The organism is Synechococcus sp. PCC 6716, from assembly GCF_022570815.1.
Taxonomy (GTDB): domain Bacteria; phylum Cyanobacteriota; class Cyanobacteriia; order Thermosynechococcales; family Thermosynechococcaceae; genus Thermosynechococcus; species Thermosynechococcus lividus.
In genome coordinates, this window is the sequence record NZ_JAKLTU010000001.1 from 86,344 (window position 1) to 103,910 (window position 17,567).

Annotated in this window: 17 protein-coding genes and 1 pseudogene; 13 read left to right on the forward strand and 5 right to left on the reverse strand. The window is 53.5% G+C overall.

Annotation, left to right across the window (positions count from 1 at the left end; genetic code table 11):
* Positions 1-9: 9 nt before the first annotated feature.
* From L5220_RS00435 to L5220_RS00460, 6 genes are all read left to right on the forward strand, one after another.
* Positions 10-309, forward strand: coding sequence for a TMEM165/GDT1 family protein (locus tag L5220_RS00435; protein WP_499570926.1), 300 nt, complete (start codon positions 10-12; stop codon positions 307-309).
* A 137-nt stretch (positions 310-446) separates the two neighbouring features.
* Positions 447-896, forward strand: coding sequence for a Fur family transcriptional regulator (locus tag L5220_RS00440; RefSeq protein ID WP_099798706.1), 450 nt, complete (start codon positions 447-449; stop codon positions 894-896).
* A gap of 12 nt (positions 897-908) precedes the next feature.
* Positions 909-1,559 (forward strand): pentapeptide repeat-containing protein, encoded by a 651-nt coding sequence (locus L5220_RS00445; protein ID WP_448515129.1) that lies wholly within the window; start codon positions 909-911, stop codon positions 1,557-1,559.
* Positions 1,560-1,586: 27 nt separating this feature from the next.
* Positions 1,587-2,486: a DUF975 family protein gene (locus L5220_RS00450; RefSeq protein ID WP_499570928.1), complete on the forward strand. Its 900-nt coding sequence runs from the start codon at positions 1,587-1,589 to the stop codon at positions 2,484-2,486.
* Entirely contained in the window at positions 2,483-3,823 is a 1,341-nt protein-coding gene (gene aptA / locus L5220_RS00455; protein WP_499570930.1) for an omega-aminotransferase AptA, read from the forward strand. Before L5220_RS00450 ends, aptA begins: the two co-directional genes overlap by 4 nt.
* Positions 3,824-3,879: 56 nt before the next feature.
* On the forward strand, positions 3,880-4,242 hold the full coding sequence (locus L5220_RS00460; protein WP_448515126.1) for a hypothetical protein: 363 nt from the start codon (positions 3,880-3,882) through the stop codon (positions 4,240-4,242).
* Here the strand turns inward: L5220_RS00460 and L5220_RS00465 are convergent.
* Complete coding sequence (locus tag L5220_RS00465) at positions 4,239-6,791, reverse strand: DUF3536 domain-containing protein (protein ID WP_499570931.1); 2,553 nt, start codon at positions 6,789-6,791, stop codon at positions 4,239-4,241. The two genes, L5220_RS00460 and L5220_RS00465, sit on opposite strands and share 4 nt — an antisense overlap.
* Before the next feature lie 107 nt (positions 6,792-6,898).
* Complete coding sequence (locus L5220_RS00470; protein WP_448515124.1) at positions 6,899-7,288, reverse strand: universal stress protein; 390 nt, start codon at positions 7,286-7,288, stop codon at positions 6,899-6,901.
* A gap of 152 nt (positions 7,289-7,440) precedes the next feature.
* Here L5220_RS00470 and L5220_RS00475 point away from each other — a divergent pair, with 152 nt between their 5' ends.
* From L5220_RS00475 to cobD, 3 genes are all read left to right on the forward strand, one after another.
* Positions 7,441-8,643 (forward strand): phosphoglycerate kinase, encoded by a 1,203-nt coding sequence (locus L5220_RS00475; RefSeq protein WP_448515123.1) that lies wholly within the window; start codon positions 7,441-7,443, stop codon positions 8,641-8,643.
* A gap of 335 nt (positions 8,644-8,978) precedes the next feature.
* On the forward strand, positions 8,979-9,299 hold the full coding sequence (locus L5220_RS00480; RefSeq protein WP_099798699.1) for an HU family DNA-binding protein: 321 nt from the start codon (positions 8,979-8,981) through the stop codon (positions 9,297-9,299).
* Between the two features lie 5 nt (positions 9,300-9,304).
* Positions 9,305-10,405, forward strand: a complete 1,101-nt coding sequence (gene cobD / locus L5220_RS00485) for a threonine-phosphate decarboxylase CobD (RefSeq protein ID WP_499570933.1) — start codon at positions 9,305-9,307, stop codon at positions 10,403-10,405.
* On the opposite strand, the gene ychF is transcribed toward cobD, so the two are convergent.
* Together ychF and L5220_RS00495 are read right to left on the reverse strand one after the other, a co-directional pair.
* Entirely contained in the window at positions 10,385-11,476 is a 1,092-nt protein-coding gene (gene ychF / locus L5220_RS00490) for a redox-regulated ATPase YchF (protein ID WP_499570935.1), read from the reverse strand. The genes cobD and ychF overlap by 21 nt on opposite strands.
* A 136-nt stretch (positions 11,477-11,612) precedes the next feature.
* The gene (locus tag L5220_RS00495) at positions 11,613-12,596 is read right to left on the reverse strand and encodes an FkbM family methyltransferase (protein WP_499570937.1); all 984 of its coding nucleotides are present in this window, start codon (positions 12,594-12,596) and stop codon (positions 11,613-11,615) included.
* A 413-nt stretch (positions 12,597-13,009) separates the two neighbouring features.
* Here L5220_RS00495 and L5220_RS00500 point away from each other — a divergent pair, with 413 nt between their 5' ends.
* Complete coding sequence (locus L5220_RS00500) at positions 13,010-13,903, forward strand: alpha/beta fold hydrolase (RefSeq protein WP_499570939.1); 894 nt, start codon at positions 13,010-13,012, stop codon at positions 13,901-13,903.
* On the opposite strand, the gene L5220_RS00505 is transcribed toward L5220_RS00500, so the two are convergent.
* Positions 13,878-14,411 (reverse strand): P-loop NTPase family protein, encoded by a 534-nt coding sequence (locus tag L5220_RS00505; RefSeq protein ID WP_448515118.1) that lies wholly within the window; start codon positions 14,409-14,411, stop codon positions 13,878-13,880. The genes L5220_RS00500 and L5220_RS00505 overlap by 26 nt on opposite strands.
* Positions 14,412-14,575: 164 nt before the next feature.
* On the opposite strand from L5220_RS00505, the gene L5220_RS00510 reads away from it, so the two are divergent.
* The 3 genes and pseudogenes from L5220_RS00510 (at position 14,576) to L5220_RS00520 (ending at position 17,538) form a co-directional block, all read left to right on the forward strand.
* Positions 14,576-15,226 carry a DUF3386 domain-containing protein gene (locus tag L5220_RS00510; RefSeq protein ID WP_448515117.1) on the forward strand — a complete coding sequence of 217 codons (651 nt, stop codon included), beginning with the start codon at positions 14,576-14,578 and terminating at the stop codon, positions 15,224-15,226.
* Positions 15,226-16,158 (forward strand): annotated as a pseudogene (locus tag L5220_RS00515) (ribonuclease Z); the annotation flags it as partial. The gene L5220_RS00510 and the pseudogene L5220_RS00515, both read left to right, overlap by 1 nt.
* A 333-nt stretch (positions 16,159-16,491) precedes the next feature.
* Entirely contained in the window at positions 16,492-17,538 is a 1,047-nt protein-coding gene (locus L5220_RS00520; RefSeq protein ID WP_499570942.1) for a sulfate ABC transporter substrate-binding protein, read from the forward strand.
* Positions 17,539-17,567 lie beyond the last annotated feature (29 nt).

The following is a 17,567-nucleotide window of genomic DNA, read 5'->3' on the forward strand; positions in this document are numbered from 1 at the left end:
GACAGTTCTATGGATTGGCAATCCTTTGCTCTCAGTTTTACGGTGGTCTTTCTTTCAGAATTAGGAGATAAAAGCCAGCTTGTGGTCATTACCCTTGGCACCAACGCCCGCTCAACAACAGCAGTTTTTCTTGGAGTGGCCAGCGGCCTCGTTTGTACGACCTTTTTTGGCGTTCTGCTTGGCAGTAGCTTGGCAAGCGTCGTACCGTTCAAACTTATCAAGGCGATCGCAGCGATGATGTTTGCTTTTCTGGGGTTTTATCTGCTGTGGCAGTCTCCAGCAGCACCTATTGACAATGAATCCATTTGATAATACCAGCGGGATTGTTTATCATAATGACTACAGGTTAGACAGACCCAATGCCAAAAATTGATTATTTGTGTTGAGTTGGGTTCATTATCTGCAACATCTATTGACTCAATTTCCCTTAGGACATCACCGTGTTTATGACTTCCGATGCCAGTGCCCTACCGCCAATCCGCTCTCTTGAAGATGCCATTGATCGCTGTCAGCGGTTGGGGTTGCGCTTAAGTCGGCAGCGGCGAGCCATTCTGGATCTCCTCTGGGAGGTGCAAGACCATCTTTCGGCGCGGCAAATCTACGATCGCCTCAACCAAGCAGGCAAAGACATTGGTCACACCTCCGTGTATCAAAACCTAGAGGCACTCTCAGAGCACGGCATTATTGAGTGTGTTGAGCGCGCCGATGGTCGCCTCTACGGCAATATTAGCGACAGTCACAGCCATGTTAACTGCCTAGATACGCAAAAAATTCTGGATGTTCATGTTGAGCTGCCCACCGAACTGATCAGCGCCATCGAAGCCCAGACTGGCGTCAAAATCGTTGATTACCGCATTGATTTCTACGGTTATCAAAACAGCTCCACTACTGCTTAAGGACACACTGCCGTGGCTAACCCCGAACACTTGGCACTCCTACAGCAGGGTGTGACGACGTGGAATCAATGGCGTGAAAAAAATAGCAATCTCCACCCAGATCTGGGGAACGCAGACTTAACGGGTGCGAATCTAGAGCTTTACAACCTCACCAATGCCAATCTTGAGCAAGTGAATTTGGCCGGTGCAGATTTACGGAACGCCCTTCTCAAAGATGCTTACTTAGTTGGTGCCAACCTCTACATGAGCGATCTGATTGAGGCGGATTTACAAGGGGCTTGTTTACAGCGTGCCACTCTCGCGGGGGCTGACCTGTATAAATCGAATATTGCTATGGCGGATTTGCGGCAAGCCAACCTCGTGGGGGCATTGCTGCGGCGGGTGAATTTAGTCGAAGCAACCCTTGCCTACGCCAACCTCACGCGGGCAAATTTGTTTCAGGCCAATTTGCACCTTACAGATCTCAAGGGCGCTATTTTGCAAGAAGCCATTCTTGAGAGTGCCAGTTTAATTGAGGCGAATTTTGAGCACGCCATTCTCATTGCCGCCAAAATGAACAAGGCGAATGCTCGCCGCGCAAATTTTAAGGGCGCGAACCTCTACAAAGCGGAAATGGATGGTATGGACTTGCGCAACGCCCTCTTAGACGAAACCCATCGCTGAAACCTGCTCCTTTGGCCATCGGTATAAGTGACACCTCGGCCATTGAACGGCTCCACGGCGATCGCTAGGCTGGAGGAAAACCATTGTGGGGAGATGGGGATGTTTAGTGAATCAGAGCATACACCAGAGGCGATCGCCAACCGGCGCTATCGGGTGCGCATTAGTCAGTATATTGGCGATGGCTGGCAAWTTTTTACCGCCAATGCAGGGGGCTACATTGGCTTTCTGCTGCTGTCGGCTCTCATTAGTGGTGCCCTCAGTAATGTACCTGGGGTAGGTCCCATTGTCAACGGAATTATTTCTGGGTTGTTATTGGCTGGGTACTACTTTGTTGGCTTTAAGATTGCCCATGGCCAACGCCCAGAGTTTAGCAACTTCTTTGATGCCTTTAGGAACAACAATTTTCTGCCCATTTTCCTGACCAACGTGGTGATGGGGTTGATTATCAATATTTTTGTCGTGACCGCCTCATTGTTCTTTATTGCTGCCTCCCTGCCCTTTGTTCAACGCATCCTGGAACAGGCCAATGCCCAAGCTCCAGAACCAGATGCGGATATTGAGCAGTTGCTGCGCCTCCTTGAACAACTGCCACCTATCCCCGATGGTTGGCCGCCTGTTATCGCGCTCATGGGTCTAATTATTCTGCTGCCGGGGCTGTATTTAGGGGTGTGCTATACCCTAGCCATTCCCCTTGTGGTCGAGCACAAATTTGATTTTTGGCCTGCCCTTGAAACCAGCCGTCGCCTCATCGCTCGCGATTGGTTTGGCTTTTTTCTGCTCAACCTCACTATTGTTCTCATCAATGTGTTGGGGCTGTGCCTGTGCTGTGTGGGGCTACTGGTGAGCGCCCCCCTAAGTACCTGCGTCATTGTGGCCGCCTATCGCGATATTATTGGCCTGAACCCCACTGACACAACCCCACTATGACCATTCCCCTTGAGAGACTGCCGACGTTGCCGGATCTCTCCCTCGATGCCTTCTGGATGCCCTTTACCGCCAATCGGCAGTTTAAGCAAGCACCACGGCTGCTGATTGCGGCAGCGGGGATGTACTACACCAGTATTGACCAGCGGCAAATTTTGGATGGAACGGCGGGGCTGTGGTGTGTGAATGCGGGGCACTGTCGCCAAGAGATTGCCACGGCGATCGCCCAGCAAGCAGCCACCCTTGATTTTGCACCAACCTTTCAAATGGGTCACCCAGGACCGTTTCAGGTGGCAGAACGCCTCAAGGCCATCACCCCCGAGCCGCTCAACCATGTTTTTTTTGCCAACTCCGGCTCTGAAGCGGTGGACACTGCCCTCAAAATTGCCCTAGCTTACCATCGACTGCGGGGAGAAGGCAGCCGTCAGCGGCTGATTGGTCGGGAGCGGGGCTACCATGGCGTGGGGTTTGGCGGTATTTCGGTGGGGGGGATTGCTCCAAATCGCAAGTTTTTTGGCTCGCTCTTGCCAGGGGTGGATCATCTGCCCCACACCCACAACCTAGCGCACAACGCCTTTAGTCGAGGTCAACCGGCATGGGGGGCGCACCTTGCCGATGAACTCGAGCGGCTGGTAATGCTGCACGATGCTTCGACTATTGCGGCTGTCATCGTAGAGCCGGTGGCGGGTTCAACGGGGGTCTTGATTCCACCTCAGGGGTACTTGGAACGTCTGCGTACCATCTGCGATCGCCACGGGATTTTACTGATTTTTGACGAAGTGATTACCGGATTTGGTCGCCTAGGTACCCCTTTTGCCAGCCAGTATTTTGGAGTCACCCCAGATTTAATCACCGTGGCCAAGGGATTAACCAATGGTGCTGTGCCCATGGGAGCGGTGCTGGTGCGCGATGACATCTACAACACGTTTATGCAGGGAGCACCCGGCCAAATTGAATTTTTCCACGGCTATACCTACTCTGGTCATCCACTGGCCTGCGCGGCGGCGTTGGCTACCCTGACTCTGTACGAGCAGGAGAACCTCTTTGCGCGTGCGGCGGCTTTGGCTCCCTACTGGCAAGAGGCGGTGCATCGCTTACGCGGGCTGCCCCATGTCATTGATATTCGCAACTTAGGCTTAGTGGCGGGAATTGAACTGGCGCCACGAGATGGTCAAGTGGGGGTGCGCGGGTATGATGCCCTATGCCGCTGCTTTGACGCAGGCTTACTGATCCGCGTGACGGGGGATATCATTGCCCTCTCCCCTCCCTTAATCCTAGAGCGCACCCACATTGATCAAATGATCGACATATTGGGTCGAGTACTGCGGGAACTTTCTTAGGGGGGTGGTCGTCGCCCAGCTTAAGCTCTCTCACTCCTCAAGCTTTAGAGGTGTCTATGATTCGCTCCCTTTTCCTTGCCGTGGCTAGCCTTGCTGCTATTGTGGCGATCGCCCCTGCTAGTCGTGCCGCGTGGCCGCTGTTTCCCAATCAACCCGGAGTGGATGTGTTCTTTCCGGGGTTAGGCTCCTTTGGCCAGCCCAACCCAGCCCCAACGGCACCCATTATTTATCACCCGCCCGGTAGCCCACAGCCCTACATTATTGCGCCGTTGCCCGATTCTAACCAATCTGTGATCTATCAGCAGCGCACCTTTTTCCCGCGGGTTTACGTCCCCTCAGGCTTTGCCCAGCCGCTGGTCTATCCTTACCCGTATCCCTATCCCTACCCCTGCTACGGTCTGCCTCGCCCCTGTCGCTAAGCAGGAGGGGCAAGGAGTTGCGGATCAACTTTGAGCCGTGTTGCCAAGGCACGCAGCGATCGCAGATCTGCCTCCGTTAAATGGGGGTTGCTGTGGAGGTGGGGGAGTAATTCATAGAACTGCTCTTGGGCTGGATCAAGGTTTAGGGTAAAACCCAGCACGCCGCCAACGGTCACTAAGTCTTGCAGCAGAGGGCTCAGTTGACTGAGGGTTTCACTCTCGAGGTGATGGGCTAAGTGCCGCAGGCAGGCACAGATCTGCTGCTCTAGTAATCGCTGCTGTTCCCGAAGGCTGAGGGTACAGTTCAACAGCCGTGCTTCGCGGGCGATCGCTCCTAGCTCCGCCAAATGGCTGTGGATCTCTGCCATGGGCAAGGCACTCGGGTCACTGAGATCTTGCTCTAAAGCGTGCAGATGGCTAATGGCACGATGGGTTAAGGCAACGGCAGCAGCCACCTGTAACTCTTGGGGGACGGTCAGTCCATCCCGCTGAAACCCCATTAAAATGCCGTAGTTATCCCGATAAACTTGGGTATAGAGCTGATCTAAACGGGTCAGGGTTTCCCGCGCCAGTACCCCCATCAAGCGATGGCGCTCCTCCGCAAACAGATCGTCAAGGCCATAGGCCACCGCCCCAAACGCTTCGGTAATGGCCATCACCACCCGCGCCGCACTCCCTTGGCTTAAGGCATGCAGTAGTTCTGTCTTCAGTTGAGTGTAGGCTCGTCGCCCTTGAAAGGGTTGAATGGCACAGTGAAAATCCCAGCCGCCGAGGTGCAGCACAGCAAACACTAAGGGCTGGCTTTCGGTGGTAATGGTGGAGGTGAGCTGAATATGACCAATGGCTAAGGTTAAGCTGCCCATGCGCTGGAGGTGATAGTCGGCCTGCTCAATGTGGTAGCAGTAGAGGTGGTGTTGGCGCGCATAGGTACTAAACAGAGAACTCATCGCATAATGCGCCGCCACCTGATGCAGACTAATCTGAGCGGTTTTGACGAGCTGGTGATAGACTGTGGCACCATCCCCAAACTGGGGCACATTACTGGGGGCTGCGGCTAACTGGCGGATAAACTCTGTCTCTAGATGCACCCCCGCCACATCCCCAGCCAACTCCATGGCGCGTGCCGCATACCGCAGAATTTGCACCCCTTCTGGGCGAGAGAGTTCATCAAAAAACCAGCCACAACTAGTAAACATCAGTAGGGCATGGTGTTGCATCTCTAGTAGGCGCAACGCATCAATGCGCTCGCCGTTGCTCAAGGGGCGGCATTGGTGGTGTTGGAAAAAGGCGGCGATGGAGTCTGCAGAGCGATCCTGAATGAGATTAATATAGGCATCACGGGCTGCCCAGACATCTTGCAGAAGTTCGCTACCAAGGGTCTCATAGATCTCTATCAGTTCATCCCGTAACCAGTTCAAACTATCCCGGAGGGGGCGCCGCCAGTGTTGGTGCCAGCCGCCACCGCCGCCACAGCCACAGTTCTCTTGCCAGCGATCGACCCCATGGGCACAACTCCACGCTGTAACTGGCTTGAGTTCCACTTCCCAAGTGGGGGGAAACAGGCTCAGATAATGGGCAAAGTTGGTGACCGTCCACCCTCGCTGCGGAAACTCTACTTTGAAGGCATAGGCAAGCGCTTTTTCGCCACCGTATTTATGGTGGCCAAAGGTTTCGCCATCGGTGGCCACCCCAATAATTTGGCTGGGGCGATGGTCACCCCGTACCGCTTGCCCTAGGCGGCCAGCTAAAAATTGGGAGCTAGTGAGGAGGTCGCTAAACCCCAGATCCCGCGAAATTGGGCCATCATAAAAGAAAATATCTAAGTAGTCGCCAGTGCGCCCGGGTAAATAACAGCGATAGGGTCGGGTGGGATCAATTTGGCTACCGCTCACTTCTTGCCAGTCGGCCTCTCCCTCTGCCATGATGGGGCGGCAACGCTGGGCTTGGGAGGGTGCCAAAATTGTAAAGCGAATGCCTTCCTGAATCAGGGCGGCAACCGTCTCGTAGTCGATGGCGGTTTCCGCTAGCCACATGCCTTCGGGGTCGCGCCCAAACCGCCGCCGAAAGTCGGCCTTGCCCCAGCGAATTTGAGTTAATTTATCGCGATAGTTGGCAAGGGGCAAAATGATATGGTTATACACTTGGGCGATCGCGTTGCCGTGGCCATTCAACCGCTGGCAACTGAGGCGATCCGCTTCGATAATGCGCTGATAGACTTCAAGATCGTAGCGCTCTAGCCAACTAAACAACGTTGGACCAATATTAAAGCTGAGATACTCAAAATTATTCACAATATCAATGACTTCGCCGCGATCGTTCAAAATCCGGGCAAAGGCATTGGGGCGATAGCACTCGTAATAAATCCGCTCGTTCCAATCGTGAAACGGCTGGGCACTGGGCTGCTGCTCGATAGCATTTAGGTAGGGATTTTCGCGCGGGGGCTGGTAAAAATGGCCGTGGATGGTGATATATACGCCCAAGGCGGGCGATCGCTGCGGTGTGGGTACGGTATCGGCTGCCCCGAGGAGGCTATCTGGCACATTCAGCATTCAATCACCACAAAAAGCACTAACTCTGATCATCGGTGGCAACTCCCAGCCCTGACCAGCCTGTGATGAAAATTCAACTTCCGAAATATAGCGAAATACAAAGTTCCCTAGGGCACAATCAAGACAGGGCAAGGTGCGAGGTTAATCACGCGGTTACTGACACTTTCTTGAAACCCATCCGGTGTTAACCCAGTCCCCCGGCACCCCATCACAATCAGGTTAGCGTTAATCTCGTCGGCAACATCGCAGATAACAAAGGCGGGTTTCCCCCGTCGCAACAGCGTTTCTGCTGCAATCGCCTGCTGCGCAAAGGCATCCTTAGCCGATGCAAGGAAACTGCTAATCGCCGCCTCCAGTTCGGCATCTGGCTCAGGGGTTTCCTCCACTGAGAGTAACACTAACTGGCTTTGACAGAGCTTAACGATCTCCACAACCGTGGGGATGGCTTCTTGGGTATCACGGCTGCGGTCAATGGGGAAGAGAATCGTTTTGAACATGGGTATCACCTCTGAGAGTCGTTTCTGGGGCACACCCTTCGGTAGAATGAGGGCTAGGTGAGGGATTTGTAACGTTTCACTCCATCGCTGGCCGGGATTTTCATGCCCCTAGTACTATCATCCATGTTTTAACGCATTTAGGAGGCTTTAGCGTGTCTAAAAAATCGGTTGCTCAGTTATCTGCCGCAGACTTAGCTGGGAAACGAGTCTTGGTACGAGCTGATTTTAACGTTCCCCTCGATGGCAATGGTGCCATTACGGATGATACACGCATCCGTGCCGCCCTCCCCACCATCCAAGACTTAATTAGTAAAGGAGCCAAGGTCATTTTAACCAGCCACCTTGGTCGGCCTAAGGGGGTTGATGATAAACTGCGCCTGACCCCTGTGGCACAGCGGCTCTCACAACTGCTGAACCGACCTGTTACCAAGCTGGATGATTGTATCGGCGAGGCAGTGGTCGCACACACGCAAGCCATGGCCAACGGTGATGTGTGTCTGTTGGAAAATGTGCGCTTCCATCCCGAGGAAGAGAAAAACGATCCCGAATTTGCCAAGCAACTGGCGGCCTGTGCCGATGTGTATGTTAACGATGCCTTTGGAACGGCTCACCGCGCCCACGCTTCCACCGCTGGGGTCACGCAGTACCTTAGCCCGTCGGTGGCCGGATTTTTAATTGAAAAAGAACTGGAATATCTACAAAATGCCATTGAGCATCCCCGTCGTCCTTTAGCTGCCATTGTCGGTGGCTCAAAAGTGTCCTCTAAAATTGGGGTGATTGAATCGCTACTGGAAAAAGTGGATAAGCTGCTGATTGGTGGCGGCATGGTGTTTACGTTCTACAAAGCCCGCGGTCTCAGTGTGGGTAAGTCGCTGGTTGAAGAAGATAAGTTAGATCTCGCGAAGCACTTAGAAGCCAAGGCACGGGAGAAGGGGGTAGAGTTACTGCTGCCCACCGATGTGGTAGTGGCCGACAACTTTGCAGCGGATGCCAATAGCCAAGTGGTCAGCGTGGAGGCCATTCCCGATGGCTGGATGGGGCTAGACATTGGGCCTGCCTCGATTGAACTGTTCCAAGCGGCGCTAAAAGACTGCAAAACGGTAATTTGGAATGGCCCGATGGGGGTCTTTGAATTTGATCAGTTTGCCAAAGGAACTGAGGCGATCGCCCGCTACCTCGCAGAATTGACCGGTGAAGGGGTGTCCACCATTATTGGCGGGGGTGACTCTGTAGCGGCAGTCGAAAAAGTCGGTGTTGCCGATCGCATGAGCCACATTTCCACGGGTGGCGGTGCGAGCCTTGAACTTCTTGAGGGTAAGGAATTACCCGGCATTGCTGCCCTTGACGATGCCTAAGGTGTAGCGGTTTGAGTTCTTGAAGCCCCCTGCCTCTGTGGGGCTTTTTTGGTGCCAAGACACTGGATAGCACCATCAGTAATAATTCTTAACTTGCCATAAAAGGTTAAACCCAAGGCTGCTAATCTGGCCGAAATCCTGACGTTATAAGGGTTTTAGCTATTTCTAATACATAAAAGTGCCCCAAAGCTATATATCTTAAAGGTTTCACGGTTCCAGTTTTAGTCTTGCTGTTCTAGAATGAGGCTTGAAAGCAAGTATAGGCAAGGGTTTCATGCCTTTTACTCAACTGTCGCTGAAATCAGACAATCTTTAATGTTTTTTGGAGTCTTTGCATGAATAAAGCTGAGTTAGTGGATGCGGTGTTTGGTCGCGCCCACAGCACCAACAATGTGACCAAGAAACAAGTAGAAGCCATTATCTCCGCCACCGTGGAGGAAATCATGGAAGCGGTTTCCAAGGGCGATAAAGTGACGCTGGTGGGGTTTGGTGCCTTTGAACCCCGAGAGCGTAAAGCCCGGGAAGGGCGTAATCCCAAGACCAAGGAAAAAATGCAAATTCCGGCCACGACGGTACCGGCCTTCTCGGCAGGCAAACTGTTCAAAGAAAAAGTAGCACCGTCAGCCCCCCAGCCAGCTAAAGGGAAGAAAAAATAGGTGCCTTGCCTCCGCGTCATGGTGGCAATTTAGTTTGGGCGGCAGCGATCGCCCGGTGTGCCCCTGAAGAGCTACTGGACTTTTCTGCCAGTTTGAACCCTTTAGGGCCGCCCGCGTCGGTGGTCGCTGCGCTGCATCATGGCCTTGGCGCTATTCGCGATTATCCTGATCCCACCTGCACTGCCCTTGTTCAGGCACTGGCAGCAACCTACGCCCTAGACCCCGATACGCTGCTGGTGGGGAACGGGGCAGCGGAGCTACTGACGTGGATTGGGCGTGACTGTGCGGCCTGCTCGCGGGTATATCTGGTTACCCCTTACTTCCAAGACTATGGGCGGGCATTGAGGGCATTTGCCGCATCGGTGGATACCGTTCCTCTGGATGAGGTGCGCCACGATGTGCAAACTCTAGCGGCTAAGCTGCACCCAGAGGATGCTGTTATTCTCAATAACCCCCACAATCCGACGGGGCATTTGTGGTCGCGATCAGCGGTGCAGGCTCTAGTGGCGACGGGGGCAACGGTGGTTGTGGATGAAGCCTTTATGGACTTTTTGCCGCCAGCCACCAGTCAAACCGTGTTACCCTACGTTAAAGAGTATCCCAACTTAATTGTGTTGCGATCGCTCACTAAGTTCTATAGCTTAGCGGGTTTGCGCTTGGGCTATGTAGTTAGTCAGCCGGAGCGCTTGCGCCGCTGGCAGCAGTGGCGAGATCCGTGGAGTGTGAATGCCCTTGCCCTAGTGGCTGGAGTGGCTGCTCTAGGCGATCGCCCGTTTCAGGAGCAGACATGGCAATGGCTAGCGCCAGCGCGAGAGGCGCTGCAACGTGCCCTTGGTCAAATTCCCACCCTGAGAATCACCAGCCCCAGCCATGGCAACTTTCTTTTAGTGACTACTGAGGCATCAGTTCTGCCGTTACAACGCTACCTCCTAGAGCACCATCGATTGTTAATTCGAGACTGCCTCAGCTTTCCTGAACTGGGGGAACGATACTTTCGGGTTGCGGTGCGCCACCCCTTAGACCATGAACAGTTGCTGAGGGGATTGGGGCAGTACTTTGGGGTGTCTATATCGCCGTCCCAGCTGCTAAACGTTAAAGCGGAATAGCATCACATCCCCCTCTTGCACCACATAGTCCTTGCCCTCGCTGCGTATTAACCCTTTTTCCTTGGCGACACTCATCGACTGACACGCTACTAGGTCGTCGTAGCTAATCGTTTCGGCGCGAATAAACCCCCGCTCGAAGTCACTGTGAATGACCCCTGCCGCCTGTGGCGCTTTAGCCCCCATAGGCACTGTCCACGCTCGGGTTTCTTTAGGACCAGTGGTGAAAAAGGTTTGTAACCCCAGCAGCTTGTAGGTAGCACGGATGAGCGATCGCAACCCCCCTTCACTCACCCCTAAACTGTCTAGATAGTCTTGGCGATCCTCCTCTGGCAGATCCACCAATTCAGATTCAACCTGTGCCGAAACAATCACCACCTCTGCACCTTCTGCCTGAGCGACGGCTTGAACGGCGGCGCTCCAATCATTGCCTGTGGCTAGATCCTGCTCAGCAACATTGGCCGCATAAATCATCGGCTTGCGGGTCAGTAGCCCCAAAAAGCGAACTGCTGCATCTTCTTCTGGGGTTAGCACACACAAGCGAGCTGGCTTTCCCTCATTCAGAATCATCAATAGTTTCTCTAGGGCGGCTAACTCGATCTGCGCGTCTTTTTGCGATCGCGCCGCCTTGCGAGTGCGCTCAATCCGCTTCTCAATCTGGGCTAAATCCGCCAGCGCTAACTCTAAATTAATAACGGCCATATCCTGCACCGGATCAACCCGTCCAGCCACATGGACAATGTCATCATCCTCAAAGCAGCGCACCACATGGACGATGGCATCCACCTCGCGAATATTGGCCAAAAACTGATTCCCGAGACCTTCCCCCTTGCTCGCCCCTTTGACTAACCCAGCAATATCCACGAATTCAACACGAGTGGGCACCACTTGGGCGGATTGGGAAATCGCTGCCAATACTGCGAGGCGTTCATCCGGTACTGCCACCACCCCGACATTGGGTTCAATGGTACAAAAGGGGAAATTTGCTGCCTCTGCCTTTGCATTTGCCACGAGGGCATTGAACAATGTTGATTTGCCTACATTGGGTAATCCGACAATTCCGGCTCGCAGCATGGTAGTTAGTGCCTTTCTTGAACAGTCTAAACGGCAGTCTTTAGGACGGGTGATTGAATTTTCACAGCCCCTCAGTTTAGCATAGTTCTTCTCTTAGAACCGCCAAGCATCCTAACTTGGCAGCATTGAGGGGTTCCTAGGCGCAGGGCTGGCTGAGCATCTTAACAATCGGCAGGGTTTCGAAATCAGCCTCAATGACAGATTTGACATTTTCCAAGGCTGACAGAATCTCTTGGCGGCAGTTCCAGCGCTGATCCTGCCCATGGTTCAAGGTTAAATAGGTGAGTATTTCTAGGGCATAATCAGGAAATTCAAAGGCATCGGCGATCGCCCCCAGCTTCAGCAGCGACTCCGGCGAGTATAAATGCTGTACCTGAGCATTATCCTGCAGCAGATCTCTGAAGTAAATCGCATCGGCCCACAGCAACTGGCCAGCGCGCCGTTGCGATCGCACTGGCGACAGTTGTCGCGGCAGTCGGCACCATGCATCCTCGGTAACTAAATCAAAAAGCACAAACCCCTGCTGACGCAGATACTGATCAATATCACTAAACAACGGTTGACCCTTATAAACCTCGGAAAACTCTACTTCCACCACCACTGCTAACGTACTCTTGTGAATAATGTCTTTGCCCCCCCGCAGCACATCTAAGTCGGCCCCTTGCACATCCACCTTGAGCACATCAATTGCCTCAATAGCCTCACGTTTAGCAAATTCATCTAGGGTCGTGGTCTCAACTTCAATGCTGGCCTCTAGGCTCAAACCCGTACTAAACCCCTGAAAGCGAGACACATACTCAGCATTAGGGAGATAGAGCGAACTGCAATGCACCGCATGGGTAACGTAAAGTGTGGATTGCCCAACCTCTCCCCCAAAGGCAAGGGGGTAATGCTGCTCAAACCAATCGATCCTCTGTGCGGCTAGGGCTGCATTTGCCTGTTCGCAAGCCTCCGGATCCGCATCGATGCCATAGATTTTTAGATTGGGGGCAAAGATATGCCACGGGGATGCTCCAAAGTCGTCTGCAGTGTAAATTTTACGTGACCCAACTACACAGAGGGTCAAGCACAAGTTATTGAGTTTTCCAGTGGCTTTCAAAATAGGGTTAATAAAGCTCATACAGCAGATTCCTTAATAAGTGGGTACACTCTATTTTCATGGTGTTTCAGCAAGAGAGTGTGTTCATGGCTGCCTTAGCTCTCGATTGACGGACGCGCATTGTGACGTCTGATGAGTCAGGAACAACGTCTATCCGGAAACTAGCCGCCCAGTTTCAAGTGAGTAAAACAACCGTCCACACGCTGATGAAGTTGCAACGGGAAACCGCAGACGTGACTCCCAAACCAGCCCGAGGGGGCAAATCTAGTGCGCTGGTCGGGAAAACTGAGCTTGCTCTTGAGTCAACACAATTCACACATACAGTGTGGGGCTTGCCGCCGATTTAGCTAAAAACAGCATCATTGCTTTATCACTGTACTCCACCCCCTTTAGCAGGCTGTGTATAGTGTAAATGCCGACTGTGGAATTGATGTATGTCTCTCCTTGATGGGCCGTGGATTCACAAGTTCATCGTCTCGAATGGCATCCGCTTACACTATGTGACTCAGGGAGAGGGTGACCTCGTACTGTTGCTGCACGGTTTTCCTGAATTTTGGTACTCGTGGCGACAACAAATTCCGAAGCTTGCAGATCACCATAAGGTTGTGGCTCTCGATTTGCGCGGCTATAACCTCAGTGATAAGCCGCAGGATCCAACTAGCTATGTTCTTGATGAACTCATTCTCGATATTGTGGGTGTCATTGACGGGTTAGGCTATCGCCGCTGCCACTTGGTAGGTCACGATTGGGGCGGCATGGTGGCTTGGGGGGTGGCTTACGCAGTACCAGACCGGATTCAGACGTTGAGTGTGCTGGCGTGTCCGCACCCAAGTGTGCTCAAGCAGGTGCCCAGTGGTTGGGATCAGTGGTTACGCAGCAGTTATCTGCTGCTGTTTCAACTGCCGTGGCTGCCAGAACTCCTTTTGGAATGGGGGAACTACGGGGCGATCGCCCACCTGTTGCAGTGGGCAGCGGTAAACCAGAGTGCTATCCGTCCTGCGGATATTGCCCTTTACCAGGATGCAGCGGCACAGCGGGGCGCTCTGTCTGGCATGCTGAACTATTACCGCGGTACGTTACCCAGTATTTTGGCTCACGAGTGGGGGACCCTCAGCGTTCCTACCCAAATGCTGTGGGGGCGCCAAGACCCGGTTCTAGGGGTGGAACTCACCTATAATACCGAGGCCTACGTCAAAGCGCTTAATATTCACTACCTCGATCACTGTGGCCACTTTGTGCAGCAAGAGCAGCCGGATTTAGTAAACCAATACTTGCTAGAGTGGCTGGATGCCCGACCAACGGCTAAACCAGGCGGCGCAGTTGGGTAATCTGATCGGCGATCGCCAACACCGACTCCGGCATTGCAGATCCCGTTAGGATGACATCCAGCGTGCGGGGGCGGCGTTGCAAAAAGTCTAAGACCTCCGCTTCTTGGAGCAGCCCCATCTGAATTGCTAAACTCAGTTCATCCAGCACTAGCAAGCGATAGCTCCCTTCCTGAACCAGTGTTTGTACATGCTGCCACAGCGATCGCACCGCCGTGATGTCCTCCGCTGCAAGGTCATCCCCCACCCCGAGCGATCGCCCCAAGGCCGGACGGAACCACGTTAAATGCTGCCCCAACTGAACGGGGTGCTCCACCCCTGTTTGAATCCCTCCCTTGAGCAATTGGCAAATGATCACACCACTGCCTTGGCCAGCTACCCGCAACGCCTGTGCCATCACCGTGGTAAAAAAATGTCGCTGCGAACAGGTAAACACCTGCACCACCCCCTCAATTCCATAGCTAGAAGGTGTGGAGACATCAGACACTGGAACCGAGAGTTGTGCCACCATGACTGATTATTGCCCAACAACAACAGAGCATTCGCCACTAGAGGCATAAATCTAGTGTAGTATGCTGTGATTTAACCCCAGTGAACACTAGATATACTCAACCGTCAAGGGGGGAAGAATCAGCTATCCTAGATCAGTAGCGATCGTTATTTGAGGAACTCCCCATGCCAACGACATCGGCGCTGGATGCCCAAGCCCTTTTTCGTGCCGCTTACGAAAATCGTTATACATGGGACGAGCACTTTCCGGGGTTTACGGCCACAGTAAAGTTGATCGATGGTGAGCAGTGTTACGAGGGTCAGGTCAAAGTAACTGCCGACTACACCGTTGAAGTCACAGGCATTGACGATGAGCAGGTGCGGGAGTCGCTGTACAACCAACTGCGGGATGTGGTGGTTCACCGCAAGCGCAACAGCTTTGAGGCCGCCCACGGTAAAAATACCTTTAGCACTGGCGCAACCGATGCCAGCGGTGCGGTGGAAATCCTTGTCAGCGGCGACGCTATGGGGTCTAACTACAAAGTGCGGGACAACCAGATTGTGTATGTCAGCCGGGTGATGGGGCGGGTTGCCTTTGCCATTACTCACCGTCAGGCGCTGGATACTGGCGCTGGCTACATTTCCACCAACTATGTTGCCGTGTTCCGCAATCCTGAAACCAACGAGGTGGTACGGCAAATGGAATTTGAAGATACCTATGTGCCAGTCGGCAACTACTACCTCATGCGTCAGCAGGTCGTGACCACCCACGAAGGGGGCACCACCAGTACCGTAAAGATTTGCTTTGACGATCTGCAACTGCTGCCAGCAGCCTAATGGAGGTTACATTTCTCGGCACCAGCTCAGGCGTGCCAACGCGGTCGCGGAATGTGTCCAGTGTGGCTCTGCGCCTGCCCCAGCGCAAGGAAATTTGGCTGTTTGACTGTGGTGAGGCCACGCAGCATCAACTTCTGCGCAGTAATTTGCGTACTAGCCAGATCCGCCGCATTTTTATTACCCACATGCACGGCGATCACATCTTTGGCTTAATGGGATTGCTCGCCAGTTTGGGCTTGGGGGGCACCGTGACTCAGGTGGATGTCTATGGCCCAGCCACACTGGATCGCTATATCGAAAGCTGTTTGCGCTGGTCCGTGATGCGGCTGCCCTACAAGTTGCAGGTGCATACGGTTGAGCCGGGGGAAGTCTTTAGCGATAGTGAATTTACGGTTACCTGCCGACTACTGCACCACCGGGTACCCGCCTTTGGCTACCGAGTGACGGAGCGCGATCGCCCTGGGCGCTTCCATGTTGAAAAAGCTCAAGCCCTCGGGATTCCCTCAGGACCGTTGTACGGCCAACTGAAGCAGGGCAAAACCATCACCCTAGAGGATGGCCGCCAAGTGACTGGGCAAGACCTTTGTGATCCCCCCCAGCCCGGGCGCAGCTTGGTGTATTGTACCGACACAGTCTTCTGTGACAGCGCCGTAGAGCTAGCCCACAACGCCGATGTCCTCATCCATGAAGCCACATTCTCCCACCAGGAGGCAGCATTGGCCTTTGAACGGCTCCACTCCACCTCAACAATGGCGGCACAGGTGGCTTACCTAGCCCAGGTCAAACTTCTGTTTCTCACTCACTTTAGTGCCCGCTACGCTCCCGGTAACGCCCTACAGGTCGAGAACCTGCTAGCAGAAGCCCAGGCCATTTTTGCGAATAGCCGCCTTGCCCGAGATTTCCTGCACTATTACATTCCCCGCCACGGTGAGGACGCCCCCATCACTGATTCGCAAAACTCTGCTCAGACCGCTCAAGCAGCTGCAGCTCCCTTGGCAACTGTTGCGATCAACCGCGCTACTCGCGCCCAAATGCAGCGGCAGATCGGTGGCATGGATGAAGCCACTGCTGTGGCAATTCTTGAGCGTCGCCGCCGCCAGAAATTTACTAGCCTTGACGAGTTGCAAGGCCTCTATCCCCACGTGCAATGGCACACAGTCAAAATTACATTTTGAGTCAGCCTTGGCAACCCTCCCCCTCCCAAGTATAATTGTTCTACATTATTCCGAGCAATTTATCGTAGATTAGTGATCAATCTTAGCACCATGACTCAGTGGCGGCGCTTAGCGTCCTGGTTCATCCTGTTTTGGGCAGGGCTTGGCCTCAGTGGTCTCCTTGCGGCCTGCCAAGTGCAACAGAGGCTTCCCGACGGTAGGCCACAACGGGTCTATCTCACCCTTTCCTCCTTTGCGGTGACCCAAAAAGCCCATGAAGCCATTATTCCTTTGTTTGCAGAAAAATGGCAGAAAGACCACCAACAAACGGTGCGCTTCCGTACCAGTTATGGGCCTTCAGGGAGTCAATCGCGGGCGGTGATTGATGGCCTTGAGGCGGATATTGTGCATCTTTCCCTGGGGCTAGATATTGATCGCATTGCCAACGCGGGGCTGATCCGCAGCGACTGGGCCACTCAAGCCCCCAACAATAGCATTGTTACCACCTCGGTTTGTGCCTTAATCACCCGGCCAGGCAACCCCAAACACCTGCAAACATGGCAGGATTTAACGCGAGAGGGGGTGACCTTTGTCACCGCCGACCCTAAGACATCGGGTGCAGCCCGCTGGAATTTCTTGGCGCTTTGGGGGTCTGTTACGGCTGTAGGGGGCACCCCTGCCCAGGCACGGCAATTTGTGACTGAGGCATTTCGCCATGTGGTGGTTCTTCCCCGGGATGGCCGCGAAGCCACCGATGCGTTTTTGAAGCAAGGCCAAGGCGATGCACTGATTAACTATGAAAACGAGGTGATCTTGGCTGGACTCAAGGGGCAGGCCTTATCCTATACCATCCCCAAGGTGAATGTGCTCATTCAAAATCCGATCGCCCTTGTGGATCGCTATGTTGATAAGCATGGTACCCGCGAGGTCGCAAAGGCCTATATTGATTTTCTGTTTACGCCAGAAGCGCAGAAGATTTTTGCTCGGTATGGGTTTCGCCCCATCGATTCAGCGGTACTTGCTGCGCATCAGCAACAGTTTCCAGTGGTGCCCACACTCTTTACCGTGGCAGACTTGGGGGGCTGGGCAACGGTACAGAAGCAATTTTTTGCCAATGGTGCGCTCTTCGATCAAATCCAGCAAGAGAATCAGGCATAGTGACGAGGTGATTGATGGGAGGAGAACAT

Coding starts and splice junctions, on each gene's coding strand:
- L5220_RS00435 (WP_499570926.1), top strand. CDS start 10: ATGGATTGGCAATCCTTTGCTCTCAGTTTTACGGTGGTCTTTCTTTCA.
- L5220_RS00440 (WP_099798706.1), top strand. CDS start 447: ATGACTTCCGATGCCAGTGCCCTACCGCCAATCCGCTCTCTTGAAGAT.
- aptA (WP_499570930.1), top strand. CDS start 2,483: ATGACCATTCCCCTTGAGAGACTGCCGACGTTGCCGGATCTCTCCCTC.
- L5220_RS00460 (WP_448515126.1), top strand. CDS start 3,880: ATGATTCGCTCCCTTTTCCTTGCCGTGGCTAGCCTTGCTGCTATTGTG.
- L5220_RS00465 (WP_499570931.1), bottom strand. CDS start 6,791: ATGCTGAATGTGCCAGATAGCCTCCTCGGGGCAGCCGATACCGTACCC.
- L5220_RS00470 (WP_448515124.1), bottom strand. CDS start 7,288: ATGTTCAAAACGATTCTCTTCCCCATTGACCGCAGCCGTGATACCCAA.
- L5220_RS00480 (WP_099798699.1), top strand. CDS start 8,979: ATGAATAAAGCTGAGTTAGTGGATGCGGTGTTTGGTCGCGCCCACAGC.
- ychF (WP_499570935.1), bottom strand. CDS start 11,476: ATGCTGCGAGCCGGAATTGTCGGATTACCCAATGTAGGCAAATCAACA.
- L5220_RS00495 (WP_499570937.1), bottom strand. CDS start 12,596: ATGAGCTTTATTAACCCTATTTTGAAAGCCACTGGAAAACTCAATAAC.
- L5220_RS00500 (WP_499570939.1), top strand. CDS start 13,010: ATGTCTCTCCTTGATGGGCCGTGGATTCACAAGTTCATCGTCTCGAAT.
- L5220_RS00505 (WP_448515118.1), bottom strand. CDS start 14,411: ATGGTGGCACAACTCTCGGTTCCAGTGTCTGATGTCTCCACACCTTCT.
- L5220_RS00510 (WP_448515117.1), top strand. CDS start 14,576: ATGCCAACGACATCGGCGCTGGATGCCCAAGCCCTTTTTCGTGCCGCT.
- L5220_RS00520 (WP_499570942.1), top strand. CDS start 16,492: ATGACTCAGTGGCGGCGCTTAGCGTCCTGGTTCATCCTGTTTTGGGCA.